Source organism: Coprococcus aceti, assembly GCF_025567285.1.
Lineage (GTDB): Bacteria > Bacillota > Clostridia > Lachnospirales > Lachnospiraceae > Coprococcus > Coprococcus aceti.
On sequence record NZ_JAOQJT010000003.1, the window covers coordinates 391,340 to 404,798 of the forward strand.

At 40.9% G+C, this 13,459-nt stretch carries 14 protein-coding genes; 13 read left to right on the plus strand and 1 reads right to left on the minus strand.

Annotation, left to right across the window (positions count from 1 at the left end; all coding sequences use genetic code 11):
- Nucleotides 1-73: 73 nt before the first annotated feature.
- The 13 genes from OCV54_RS06715 to OCV54_RS06775 all read left to right on the plus strand — a co-directional run bounded on the left by OCV54_RS06715 (nucleotide 74) and on the right by OCV54_RS06775 (nucleotide 12,576).
- Entirely contained in the window at nucleotides 74-733 is a 660-nt protein-coding gene (locus OCV54_RS06715) for a hypothetical protein (RefSeq protein ID WP_055223180.1), read from the plus strand.
- A 267-nt stretch (nucleotides 734-1,000) separates the two neighbouring features.
- The gene (locus tag OCV54_RS06720) at nucleotides 1,001-1,684 is read left to right on the plus strand and encodes a YjjG family noncanonical pyrimidine nucleotidase (protein WP_015533831.1); all 684 of its coding nucleotides are present in this window, start codon (nucleotides 1,001-1,003) and stop codon (nucleotides 1,682-1,684) included.
- 96 nt (nucleotides 1,685-1,780) lie between these two features.
- Nucleotides 1,781-2,650, plus strand: a complete 870-nt coding sequence (gene metF, locus OCV54_RS06725; protein ID WP_022216676.1) for a methylenetetrahydrofolate reductase [NAD(P)H] — start codon at nucleotides 1,781-1,783, stop codon at nucleotides 2,648-2,650.
- 78 nt (nucleotides 2,651-2,728) lie between these two features.
- On the plus strand, nucleotides 2,729-4,759 hold the full coding sequence (locus OCV54_RS06730; RefSeq protein WP_055223182.1) for a glycosyltransferase: 2,031 nt from the start codon (nucleotides 2,729-2,731) through the stop codon (nucleotides 4,757-4,759).
- 27 nt (nucleotides 4,760-4,786) lie between these two features.
- Nucleotides 4,787-5,224 (plus strand): GatB/YqeY domain-containing protein, encoded by a 438-nt coding sequence (locus OCV54_RS06735; protein ID WP_015533834.1) that lies wholly within the window; start codon nucleotides 4,787-4,789, stop codon nucleotides 5,222-5,224.
- Nucleotides 5,225-5,237: 13 nt separating this feature from the next.
- Nucleotides 5,238-5,798, plus strand: coding sequence for an NUDIX hydrolase (locus OCV54_RS06740; protein ID WP_055146459.1), 561 nt, complete (start codon nucleotides 5,238-5,240; stop codon nucleotides 5,796-5,798).
- A 28-nt stretch (nucleotides 5,799-5,826) separates the two neighbouring features.
- Complete coding sequence (locus OCV54_RS06745) at nucleotides 5,827-6,213, plus strand: hypothetical protein (protein WP_055223184.1); 387 nt, start codon at nucleotides 5,827-5,829, stop codon at nucleotides 6,211-6,213.
- Nucleotides 6,214-6,240: 27 nt separating this feature from the next.
- Nucleotides 6,241-7,176 carry a glycosyltransferase family 2 protein gene (locus tag OCV54_RS06750; RefSeq protein ID WP_022216680.1) on the plus strand — a complete coding sequence of 312 codons (936 nt, stop codon included), beginning with the start codon at nucleotides 6,241-6,243 and terminating at the stop codon, nucleotides 7,174-7,176.
- 12 nt (nucleotides 7,177-7,188) lie between these two features.
- Nucleotides 7,189-8,301, plus strand: coding sequence for an acyltransferase (locus OCV54_RS06755; protein WP_055223186.1), 1,113 nt, complete (start codon nucleotides 7,189-7,191; stop codon nucleotides 8,299-8,301).
- A 34-nt stretch (nucleotides 8,302-8,335) separates the two neighbouring features.
- Entirely contained in the window at nucleotides 8,336-8,683 is a 348-nt protein-coding gene (locus OCV54_RS06760; protein ID WP_055146450.1) for an EamA family transporter, read from the plus strand.
- Between the two features lie 23 nt (nucleotides 8,684-8,706).
- Nucleotides 8,707-9,009: an EamA family transporter gene (locus OCV54_RS14900; protein ID WP_055146737.1), complete on the plus strand. Its 303-nt coding sequence runs from the start codon at nucleotides 8,707-8,709 to the stop codon at nucleotides 9,007-9,009.
- Between the two features lie 18 nt (nucleotides 9,010-9,027).
- A complete protein-coding gene (locus OCV54_RS06770) occupies nucleotides 9,028-11,616 on the plus strand; it encodes a YfhO family protein (RefSeq protein ID WP_082431286.1) in 2,589 nt (862 codons plus the stop codon).
- Between the two features lie 12 nt (nucleotides 11,617-11,628).
- The gene (locus OCV54_RS06775) at nucleotides 11,629-12,576 is read left to right on the plus strand and encodes a cysteine-rich small domain-containing protein (RefSeq protein WP_070099090.1); all 948 of its coding nucleotides are present in this window, start codon (nucleotides 11,629-11,631) and stop codon (nucleotides 12,574-12,576) included.
- Nucleotides 12,577-12,629: 53 nt separating this feature from the next.
- On the opposite strand, the gene OCV54_RS06780 is transcribed toward OCV54_RS06775, so the two are convergent.
- Nucleotides 12,630-13,454 carry a DUF1963 domain-containing protein gene (locus OCV54_RS06780; RefSeq protein WP_015533839.1) on the minus strand — a complete coding sequence of 275 codons (825 nt, stop codon included), beginning with the start codon at nucleotides 13,452-13,454 and terminating at the stop codon, nucleotides 12,630-12,632.
- Nucleotides 13,455-13,459 lie beyond the last annotated feature (5 nt).

The window sequence follows — 13,459 nt, forward strand, 5'->3', positions numbered from 1 at the left end:
GGAAACGGCTTAGACTATCCGCCCCGCCTGCCGGCGGGAGGAATGATATATATTAGACAAGGAGGATTAAGGGATGAAAGATTTGATACTTGGTTTTAAACTTCTCAGATATGGATATAAGTTAAAGACAAATGTGATGATGCTTATTTTGTTCACTGCAATAGGGTTTGTGGTCGAACTGTCATCACACGGAACGAATATTCTGGGCGGTTTCTATTTTATGCTGACTGGAATGTTTGCCTACCAGATGATAATATACATGAATGCATCGGACTATGTGCAGTCAAGCGTGATGAAGAGAAAACTGGAGGTGGGAATGCCGGTGATCGTCAGCACAGTTGTGTATCTTGTACTTTTCACAATACTTGTTGCGGAGAAATATATACTTATCAGAATGTATCCGGAGAATACAGAAAACTATCAGGATACATTGTTTATGATCATATTTATATTGTTCGGAGCTATGATATTCTGCGGTGTATGTTACAAATATTTTGTGGCAAGCTTTATTGTGTTTATGTTGGTGATAATAACCTGCATGTCGACAATCAGTTCCTGGCTGTGTCACCATCATATATCAGAGGTTATAAGCCTTGGGCTTGTAAAACTTGCTGTCCTTGGATATGCGGCCATCCTTTTGGGTGGTGTTATAGAGTATTTGATCAGTTCACTTCTCTACAGAAAACAGTTGTCAGAGTATGCAATGAGCGGACTCAGCAAGAGCATGAAGTAAATGAAAATACAACTAAACTTAATAAAATAGACGGAACAGAGCCGGTTGCGGATTGTGCAGGATTGCCGAAGAGAGGGCGGTCACAGCAGAAGATTTGTAACCGGCTCTATTGCTATTATCAGGTGAGTGGAATATAATATTTAAGAATGTGCGCACTGGAAAAATCCGGCAGCTGCGCATAAGAGTAATGTATAAAATACAGAACCATAACGGCAGACATTGATAAGTCAGCATATGAATTTGAAAAGAAAGATATAAGGAAGTTATATGGTACAGAACATATTGTTTGATCTGGATGAGACACTGCTGGACTTCAAGCGCAGCGAGAGCAGAGCGCTCTCCAATATGCTCAGGCATATAGGGGTGGAGCCTACAGAAAAGGTCATATCCAGATACAGCGAGATCAACAAATCGAGATGGAAGCTGCTTGAACAGGGGCTGCTCACAAGGCAGCAGGTGAAGGAAAGCAGATATGAGATACTTTTTGCAGAGCTGGGAGTTGAATACTCTGCTGCAGAGGCGACAGCCTACTATGAGGATCAGCTCAGCCAGAAGGGATTTGTATTCCCTGATACGATAAAGCTGCTTGAAACCTTGCACGGAAGATACAGAATGTACATTGTGTCAAATGGCGGCTCAAATGTACAGAGCGGACGACTTGCGGACAGCGGTATAGGCAAGTATTTTGAGGATATATTCATATCTGAGGATGCCGGAGCAGAGAAACCGTCCAGAGAATTCTTTGATTATTGTTTTGGCAGGAGACCAGAGATAAAGGCAGATGAGACTGTGATCATAGGAGACAGTCTGACATCAGATATACAGGGCGGAATAAATGCTGGGATAAGGACGATATGGTTCAATCCGGATGGGCAGCAGGCGGCGGATATACATCCGGACTATGAGGTGAAAACACTTATGGAGATACCGACGCTGCTTGAAGAGCTGTAAGCAAAATTATTTATCGGGACCGGATACAAATGAGTCTGGATATAAATGAGTCCAGATTGAAATAAACAGGAATAGACAAATATACAGAGGTAGTACATGAAGATAAGAGATTTGATCACACAGGATAAGGCGACACTCTCATTTGAGGTGTTCCCGCCAAAGAAGGATACAGACTTTGCGGATGTTGAGGCAGCGGCGCTTGGTATAGCGGCATTTAAGCCGGATTACATGAGCGTTACATATGGTGCCGGGGGAAGCACCAAGGGACATACGATCCAGCTTGCCCGGGAGATCCAGGAGAAGTACGACGTGCCGACCATAGCACATCTGACATGCGTGTGTGCCAGCAAAGAGGGCATAAAGACTGCGCTTGCTGACATGAAGAATGCCGGTATAGAGAATATACTTGCTCTCCGCGGCGATATACCGAAGAACTATGATGGACAGGTATTTGCAGAGTTCTCACATGCATCAGAGCTGGTGGAGCTCATCAAGGAGACAGGAGATTTCTGCGTGGGCGGAGCATGTTACCCTGAGGTACACCCAGACTCGGCAAATAAGCACGAAGACATAATTGGGCTTAAGAAAAAGGTCGATGCTGGATGTGATTATCTCACGACCCAGATGTTCTTCGACAACAACATATTCTTTAATTTCATGTACAGAATCAGAGAGGCGGGAATATCAGTGCCGATCATACCGGGTATTATGCCTATAACAAGAAGAGTACAGGTCAAGAATGCTGTCAAGCTCTCAGGCTGTAACGTGCCGGAGAGATTCAAGAGCATAGTCGATGCATTTGGCGATACTGAGGCTGCGATGAGGCAGGCGGGAATTGCATATGCCACAGACCAGATCATAGATCTCATGGCAAATGGAGTGAAGCATATACATGTGTATTCCATGAATAAGCCTGAGGTTGCGGCAGGAATACAGAAGAATCTATCGGAAATACTTAAGATATAAAATTTATTGACAGACCTAGAGTCGGGACATCATGAGGGACAGCAATAGGATGGTGTTCAATGAAAGGAGTATCGGGTTATGAAACCGGTTATATCAGTGATTTTTACAGCCGGAAGCGGTGTGGAGACATGCCGGGCAAAGCTGGCTGACCAGACATTTAAGGAGTACGAGATAATAGAAGCGGACAGATTCGCGGGGCTTGAGCGCGCGCATGGAGAATATATACTGTTCGTGGATGGCTCGGAGGTTTATCCGGAGAACATGCTGGAGAAGCTGCATGACGCCGCAGAGCAGAGCGGGGCGGACATGGTGATTTCGAACTGCGAGCTTATAGACAGTGACGGTGGGAAGACCTTCGGAAGAGGTGTACATTTTGAGTGGGTTCACGGCGGAAAGCAGGTGTTTAACTGGAAGGACTGCCGTGGCAGGATCATGAATGTGGTACGACCATTAGTTGGCAATAAACTCTACAGAAAGCAGTTCATAATAGATGCAGGACTGGGCATTGCCGGTTGTGACAGCGAAGCTATATATTCGGCAATTGGAGCTGTAGCGGCGGAGAAGATAGCATATATAAGCAATCTGACATTTTCAAGGAATGTTGTTCCTGAGAGTGAGGCTGAGAAGCTGCCGGATGTTCCGAAGACCGTTGACTGTGTGACGGAGCATGTGAAGGGTATGGCAGACAGGACTGATCTGTGGAATGCTGTTATGTACTTTGCCATACGTCAGTATGTGGACAATTATGAGAAGTATTGCAGAGAACTGGATTCTGCAGAGAGAATAGAGTTTTACGAGAAAGCGCACAGCGTATTTAACAGTGAGATATTTGACGGATTGACAGAGAAGGGACTCAATGATGACAAGTTATTCCGCAAATATTCCATCATAAAGAAACATGATTCATCGGAGCTGAAAAAGCTCAAGACGAGAAGGATAATAGTGTCGCTCACATCCTATCCCGCCAGAATTGCGGGCATAGCACAGATGCTTGAGTCGATATATTCACAGACCAGAAAGGCAGATAAGATCGTTCTGTGGCTGGCGGAGGAGCAGTTCCCTAATAGGGATGACGATCTCCCGGATGATCTCAGAAAGCTGCAGTTTGAGGATAAGCTGGAGGTCAGATGGTGTGATGATTTGAAGCCGCACAAGAAGTATTTCTATGCGCTGCAGGAGTTCACGGACGACGTGGTCGTGACGATAGATGACGATCTGCAATATCCTCCATACATGCTTGAGAATCTGTATATGTCATATTTACAGTATCCAGAGGCGGTATCCGCTGTGAGGACACACTGGATGGTCATTTCGGATAAAGGGCAGCTTATTCCGTACAGGTATTGGATGAAGGAGACGGTTGCCTGTCTGTACAGACCAAAGATGCAGTTATTTGCAACAGGGGGCGCAGGAACTTTATATCCACCAGGAATTTATGATGATAAGTGGTTCGACAAAGACAAGATGGTGGAGATGTGCCTGTGGGCGGATGACATCTGGCTTAAGCTAATAGAGATCATGTCAGGAGTTCCGGTTGTGGCGGCTATGCCATGTGAGGATCTTCGGTACTTACCGGGCTCACAGGAAATAGGCCTTTACCATAAGAATGTGGACGCCGACCAGAATGACGTTCAGTTACAGAAGATAGAGGAATGGCTTAAACCTGAATATGGAGATAATGCACTTGCGAAGAAGATTCTTGAATATGATGGAGAGCCGGTAGAGGATGCACTGATCAGGGTATGTGAATGTCATGAAAAAGAACGCAGAGAATTGAGGGATGAGATTGGTAGAAATTCCAGACAATTAAAGAAACGCATTGAAGAAAATGAGCGTGCCTACAGGGAAAAGTCAGAGATAAATGCCAAGCTTCAAAGAACATACAAGGAAAAGTCGGAGATAAATGCAAAACTACAGCAGACATATAAGGAAAAGGCTGACAGGGGTATCCGGATAAAAGAACTTGAGAAGGAGAAATCTGATCTTCAGGCAAAACTTGGAGAACTTCAGACAGAAAAAGCAGATATTCAGAAGAAATTGGAACAGCTTCAGGCAGAGAATGTTGTTTTGCAAAAGCAGCGTTCAATATGGTATAAAATAAAAAAGTGATAAAAATAAAGAAAGAAGGAAATAAAAATGACACTTGAGAAGTTACAGAAGGATATGATAGCAGCAATGAAGGCAAGGGATAAGGAGAGAAAGGACAGCATCTCATCCCTCGTATCAGCAGTTAAGAAGGTCGGAATCGATAACGGCTGCAGAGACAACATTCCTGAGGATATAGTTGATAGTGTTATCCTCAAGGAGATCAAGTCTGTAAAAGAGCAGATCGATACCTGCCCTGCAGACAGAACAGATCTTCTGGAGCAGTACAAGGCAAGATATGATGTGTTCAACGAGTATGCGCCAAAGCTTCTGTCAGAGGATGAGGTGAGAGATATCCTCACAACAAAATTTGCAGATGTGATAGCAACAAAGAATAAAGGCCAGATCATGAAGGCTGTCATGGCTGAACTCAAGGGCAAGGCAGACGGCAAGGTCATCAATCAGGTTGTGGCAGAGCTTTGCAAGTAGAGGAGAAAGTGTTTTGAAATTTGTAGGAATTGAAAAGAAAGAACAGGGAAAGTTCATCACACGATACGATGTTCAGTACGAGACTGTAGACGGAATAGTTAAGAACTATGAGATGATAAGCAGGAATGGAGAAATCACCGATTTCGAGGGACTTCATGGCAAGGCAGCAGATGCGGTGGTCATCATCGCCACAGACGAGGCAGATGAGAGGATCCTTATAGATAAGGAGTTCAGACTTGCTCCGGGTGAATGGGTATATAATTTCCCTGCCGGACTCATAGATCCGGGGGAGACTCCTGAGGTCAGTGCCAGACGTGAGCTTATGGAGGAAACGGGACTTGAGCTGTACGAGATCAGTGACACAATAGGGACAAGCTACAGTGCTGTAGGATTTTCAAATGAGACAAATATGTGTGTTGTAGGCAAGGCGAGAGGCGAGTTCAAGCCGAGCACTTCAACTCTGGAGGAGATCACTCCAGGATGGTACACAAAGGCAGAGGTAAGAGAACTGCTCAAGACTGAGAAGTTTGCAGCCAGAACACAGGCCTTCTGTTATGTGTGGAGCAGACAGTGATATGAGAATGAAAAAGGAGAAATAATCTATGGAAAAATTACCTGGAAAGGGAATGGTGACGGCATCGTCGCTCATCATGCTCATATGGGGGCTTGTAAATGCCGGATATTATGACATTGCAAAACTTGTGCTTGCAGATGAGCCATCGACAAAGGCTGTCGTATGTGGCGTTGTGGCCGGAATAGCATCGCTTGCAGCCATCATAGGCGGTATATTTGGAATAGCCGGAAGCAACAAGGTTGCAAAGGCGTCAGCCATAGTTGTATGGGCAGCATTTCTGGTGATACTTGCGATAATAAGCGGTATAGTGACACTGGTGTCCGGTGACAGCAAGCTTATAGCCGTTGCCATGATGATCGTTGGAATAGTTGTTCCGGTTGTCATGTTTATGGGGGCCGCTAAGAATAGAGCGTAGAAAATAATCGAATGAGGAGAACATAGAATGGATAAAATAGCAGTACTGATTCCATGTTACAATGAGGAAAAGACAATTTATAAGGTTGTCACAGATTTTAAGGCAGTTTTGCCAGACTCCACAATATATGTGTATGATAATAATTCCAGTGATAAGACATCTGAACTTGCAGAAAAAGCTGGAGCAGTTGTAAGAAAAGAGTACAAGCAGGGCAAAGGAAATGTCATCAGAAGAATGTTCAGGGAGATTGATGCAGAAGTGTATATAATGGTTGATGGTGATGATACATATCCTGCTGAATGTGCACCTGAAATGGTTGACGCTGTGATAAACAAAAATGCTGATATGGTTGTTGGAGACAGATTATCCAGTACATATTTCCAGGAGAATAAAAGACCATTTCATAATTTTGGAAATAGTATAGTAAGGTGGTCTATAAATAATCTTTTTAAGACATCTATAAAAGATATAATGACGGGATACAGAGCATTCAGCTATGAATTTGTTAAGACATATCCGGTTATGTCAAAAGGATTTGAGATTGAAACAGAGATGAGTATCCATGCTGTAGATAGAAATATGCAGGTTGAGAATGTAATTATTGAATATAGAGATAGACCTGATGGAAGTGAATCTAAGTTAAATACATACTCAGATGGTATAAAGGTATTGCTTACGATAGTTAAGTTGTATAAGAACTACAAGCCATTTGGATTTTTTACAGCCATATCACTTGTACTTGCGCTGTGTAGCATATTATTCTTCATCCCGGTACTTTCTGCATATTTTAAAACTGGTGTTGTAGACAGGTTCCCAACTCTGATCGTTTGCGGATTTGTGATGGTGATGGCAATTCTGTTCTTTGCGGTGGGAGTACTTCTCAGCACACTTAGAAGTCAGGATAAGAGAGACTTTGAGTATAAGCTTATTCAAGTTGATCATATGAAGAAAACTTCAAAATGAAAAAGAAAAGGTATGATACCTGAGGGGGGAAAATTGAATTTGGTTGCAAAAAAGAGGTTGGATATTGAACTTATGCGTATAATAGCAGCTTTTTTTGTGCTATATAATCATACAGGGGCGAATGGATTTTCAAAGTTTTTGTCTTATGATCCTCATACGTTCCATTATTGGTTATATTTGTTTTTGTCTATTTCCTGTAAGGTGTCCGTGCCGTTGTTTTTGGTGATAGCAGGTGCACTTATGTTGGGACGAGAACCGGAACCGGTAAAATATTTATGGCGGCATAGGGTCCTGCATATATTCAGTATTCTGCTTGTCTGGTCCGTATTTTATTATCTGTTAGAAGTTGGCGAAGGAAATGAAAAATTTAATATATTTCACTTCTTTACAAAATTATATTCTAACGGGTGGAATTTTTCATACTGGTATTTATATGCTTATCTTTCGATGCTGATAGTACTTCCATTATTGCAGCGATTTGCACAGGGGCTTTCTGATAATGATTATAAGTATGCACTGGTTTTATATATTGCTTTTTGTATGCTGGTTCCATGCTTGCAGTATCGTGTATTTCAGGATAGACATCCATTGAATGTAAATGTTTCTATTGAGTGGCTGGCATCAAACATTGTTGTTTTTCCTCTGGCAGGATATTTCCTTAATTGCAGACTTAAAAACTTTTGGACTAAGAAAAGGTTGTTAGTTTTGTGGGGGATAAACATAGTTGCTATTTTGATCTCTTGTTATATGACATATTACAGAGCTCGAATTACAGGAATTTGTAACGAAAAGGATTCTCAAATGTTTTTTGGTACATTTGTTCTGGTAAACTGCGTGGCAATATTTGCAACATGTCAATATCTGAATTCGAATACAAACATACTGTTTAGATTGAAAAAACCGATAGTCTCGGTTGGCGGATGTACTTTTGGCATTTATCTAATTCATGTATATTTTAAAAACTATACAGACACATTCAAGAATTTGATGAGTTTTCTTCAGGATAAATTACATTCAACACCAGTGTTAGCATCGTTGATTTATTGTGTTGTGCTTTTCATGTGTGGATATGTTGTTACTCTGATCATGAAAAAAATACCACTTTTACGGAAAATAGTTTCGTAGATAGAAAAATCAAATTTTTACAGGAGACAAAATTATGCTCGAGTCAATAAAGAAAAATAAAAAGGGAATCATATTGATGATAATTTCCTCGATATGTGCCTGTATAGGGCAGATGCTCTGGAAAATGTCGGCTGATAAAGGCCTTATATACATGATAGTCGGTTTTGGATTTTATGGCGTTGGAGCTCTTGTGATGATAATTGCATACAGGTATGGTAAATTATCAGTTTTACAACCGATGCTGAGTTTGAATTATGTGTTAAGTATAGTGCTTGCAGCTATAGTACTTGGTGAAAAAGTTGGCTTTGTGAAATGTATAGGTGTTCTTGTTATAATTGCAGGAGTGATAATGATAGCAGGAGGAGATACGGAAGAATGCTGATATATTATATTGTACTTGTGATTATGACATTAAGTGGTGCGGTGGCATCATTATTTTTGAAAAAGGCGTCCGCTTCTGAGAGCATAATAGCTACAATAAAAAATATTAATTTATACATAGGTGGTGCGTTGTATCTTGTATCAGCGCTGTTAAACATATATGTTCTGAGATATCTTGATTATTCAGTCGTTTTGCCTTTGACATCAGTTACATATATCTGGACTATGGTTATATCCTATTTTATTTTGAAAGAGAAAATATCGAAAAAAAAGATAGGTGGAGTTATTTTGATATTGGTTGGAGCCGTGCTCGTCTCGGTGTCATAATAGGTATGGAGGTTATTGATGAGTGAACAGAGATCTAAAAAAAGAATTGCGGTTATTATAATACTGGCTTTTGTCTTGCCGATTCTGGTGCTGCTGGCTGTTATGGCTATATGCGGGGTGATCCCGTTTGGTAGTAAGTCAACTTTGGTGTGGGATTCATTATTGCAACACAAAGATTATTATGGATATTTGTGGGATGTGTTTCATGGTAAGGCAAGCATAGAATATTCTGCGGGGAAATCCCTTGGTGGTAGGATGATTGGTCTGATTGGTTTCTATATTTCTAGTCCGTTAAATATTTTCCTGGTTTTCTTTTCTAAGGCGCATATTCCATATTTTATGGTGTTTATGATAATTTTACGAATTGGATTATGCGGCATAACAGGATATATATATATTCATAACAGATTCCGTATATCGGCAAAGTCTTCTTTGGTTTTATCCACGCTTTATGCACTTATGGAATACAATGTGTATAATTGTAGGAATGTCATGTGGCTTGATGGGGTTATAATTCTTCCGCTGATTGCACTTGGTGTGTGGAAATGTATCAATGAGAAAAGAACAGGTTTGCTGTTTGGATCTGTGTTTATGGCAATTCTGTGTAACTGGTATACCGGATATATGGTATGCCTCATGTCGGGAATATTGTTTATTGTCGAATATCTTAATGCATATGATTACAAAATAAAAGATGCATTGAAAAATGATCTGAGAAGTATAGGCAGATATGTGGCAACGATGATATGCGGAGTATTGGCGAGTATGTGTATATTACTTCCGGCATGTGTATCATTAATAGGTGGAAAAGCAACAAATAATACGGTTGGTCTCAGCAGAATTGTAAACATGGACATAACACAGTTCCTGAGTGGATTTGATGTGAGTGCAAAAGTAAATGCGCAGGATGCCCCATTGATATTCACGGGAACGATAGTTTTAGTTGCGGTAATCGCATTTTTTGTCAATAAAAAAGTAAAAAGATCAGAAAAAATATGTATGTTCTGTCTTCTGGCCTTGCTATGTGGAAGTTATTGCCTTAGAGATATGGAACTTGTATGGACCGTATTTGTCAGGAGTACATCATATTTTTTCAGGTTTAGTTTTGTTTTCTCTTTTGTAATGATAATGATTGCAGCACGGGAAATTCAGTTATATGAGCGCGGCGAAGTCGAGAATAAGGAAATAGCCGGAGCCATGATGACTGTAGCAGCAGGTTTAGCGTTTTTATATTACATAAAAAAGATAAATTCCCCGTTGCGTCTTGTGGTATTGTATTTATTTATACTTTGCATTGGAGCATTGGTGATAAGGTGTATTAGGAACAGTAGATTGTTGATAAATACTGTTTGCTGGATCGCAATAGGATTAACGGTTTTGGAGTCGGTGTATAATGTATACCTTGCTTTTTCGGAATATAATAATGATGTAAATGCATTTACGGAGTATTCTCTGGATGCAGAAAATGTTGTGGATCAATTGAATGCTGATTCTGGAGATACTTTTTACAGATACGAAAACAATTATAATTATCTGTATGGCCTGGGAAGAGAGATAGCAACTGGAGAATCATTACTGTATGGATATAACAGTATAGAGCATTATAGTTCGGCATATGACTTTAATGTTGACAGGTTCCTTGCAAATATGGGATATTCGGACATCCCTGGCGAAAAATATTTCTTGTGTGAAACATACTGGAATAGTCCGATGTTGCTTGCTGATTCATTGCTGTCTATAAAGTATGTCCAGCTTAAGGATGCGGCAACAGGTTATGAGGATACAGGAATAAAGACTAAAAATGCAGAGGTTTACAAAAATGAATATGCATTGCCGCTTGGATATCCTGTTAGTGAGGATATGGGAAATCTGTCATTCGGAAGTGATCCGTTTAAGAATCAGGAAAATCTGATATCTGCAATGACGGGTAAGAATACCAGAGTATATAATGATGTTCAGACTGAATATGTTCGTAAAGACAAAAAAAATAATGAGGTGTGGAAACTTAGTGTAGCGAACGATGGTCCTGTGTATGTATTTGTTGATGGAAGTGATATACACAACAGTTTATATGACCACAATTGCAGGATATATGCGAATGGCGAATTTGTTCAGAATGCATGTCATAGATTTGAAATTAACAGTATGTACCTTGGAGATTATAAGGCTGGTGATGAAATAGAGCTGAAGATAAAGAGAGATACCAATAAGGATAAGAGACATACGATTTATGCAGCGCAGTTGGATATGGCAGAATTTGATAATGCCGTTCAGCAGCTGAAATCAGGGTATACAAGCAATCTGAATATATCAGGAAATAAAATATCAGGAGAAGTGGCGCTGGACAGTGATTCAGAGATATTCCTTTCAATACCATACGAAAAGACATGGTCGTTGACAGTTGATGGAAAGCGTGCTGATATAGAAGAGCTTGCGGATACATTTATGGGGATTAAACTGAGTAAAGGACAGCATACCATAAAAATGGTATATCATACGCCGGGGCTGAGATCTGGTGCGGTCGCATCTGTAGTTGGTTTTGTTCTCTATGCATGTATGGAAGTTATAAGGAAGAGAAAGTATAAAAAGAAGAAAGAAATTGCATAAAATAATTGAACAATGAATAACAACTACAAATTTTTCCAGAACCGGGATTGCGAATTCTTCCCGTGCCATAAGGTAAAAGATGAAGATAAATTTAACTGCCTGTTCTGTTACTGCCCACTTTATTTTGATGAGAGCTGCATAGGCAGTCCTGAGTATATAGTGAATGGAAGGGGACAGAAGATAAAGGATTGCAGCTCATGTCTGGTGGTTCACAGACCGGAGATGTACGACAAAGTCATTGCTCATTTGCAGAGGCAGGAAGAGATACTGCATGTAGATTTGAGAAAGCTGAGACAGCAAATAAAGGACAGGTTGGTACAGATCACGCATATAAATGACATGGAGCCTGACATGCGTGTGGAACATCAGCGGGAGGCAGAAATAGTGCTTGACCGGATCATGACGAAAAAAGCTTCGGAAACCTCAGTGGACTGCCAGGTGTCAGTATTGCTGCAGCCATTTGCGGTGGAGTGCGTTCATGAGGGCTATTTTGAATTTGGCAGGAAGAGGATAAAATGCAATGTCCTTGAACAGCTTGATCTGAGCAGCGTTGAAAATGGATATCTGTATGCATTCCATGCGCCGGAGATTGACATAGAAAGTGCGGGTTCGGTTCTTGAACAGTATTACATGGAGGCATTTCAGGTGGCATGCATGGATGTCATAAGAGGGTGGATACAGGGATATCTTGAGAGAAAGAACAGTGTATATGAGAAGAAGTATTGCAGTCCGTCATTCGGTCCGGGATATTATGGAATGGGCATGGATGCTGTACCTGAGTTGCTTGGACTTATGGATGCATCACAGGTAGGCGTGTCATGGAACGGAGAACGTATGTCACCGAAGATGAGTCTTGTTGGAACATATCTGATCGCGGGTGAAGATGTGTTTGAGGTAGATTCTGATTGCAGAGACTGTATTGGACATAGTGGTGGCTGTGAATTCTGTATAAAGTACTGAATTTATACCAAGTAGGAGCAGGAGTGTTCTGCTCCTACTTAGAATTATAGTTATTAGTCCAAATCGAAACTAAAGACCGCTTTGTCGAAATTGCGGTTCTTTAAATCTTCATCTGAAATGATCCAAAAGATATTCCATAGACAACCAACGTTGTAACTATATTGAAACAGCAGATGTGTTTTTGCATTTACATCCGGAATATTACCACCCGTAGGATAACCGAATAATTTGTTTCCGTCATACGAAAGATATTCGATATCATAATCTGGAGCAACTTCTTCAAGACGGTCAAATAGGTCACAGTCAAGCACATCTCCCAGTGGCTGATAATCTGTGGTGAGTTCAAACTCGACAGCCTTTTCCTCAAAAGTTTCTGTAAAATACTTTGAATAATATGGAACAGGCGGCTCAGTTCTATTTAAATTTGACAGGTCGCCGTTGTACCAGATCACCTTGTGATAAGCCGAATTTTCGGGGGCGTCAGCAACGCTTTCAACCCATTTGTTGGTCTGGTGAATTGAGTCGATTTCTCCGCTCCAGAAAAAATATAAAATACCCGTGTGCGGAAGCTTGTTTTCAATATCCAAGTCGGCAATGTCCGTAAGATTGATTTGAGCAACAAGCTGCATTGCTGATTTTTCGTACCGCTCAGTGTCATCTCCGCGCTTGCAGGAATAGCCCGACATTGTGGGATATGGAATTTCGGGCGGAAGATCGGGAAAGCCACCGATTTTACTTGTGCCTTTTGCAATTACATTTTCTACATCCTTCACACACATTTTAATAGTATTTTTTCGGTAGTCTTTAATACTTTCTGCAATATCAGTGTGTCCTTCTTTAATAAGGAATTCCATCAAATCCATTTCGTGCATTTTCATTTTAT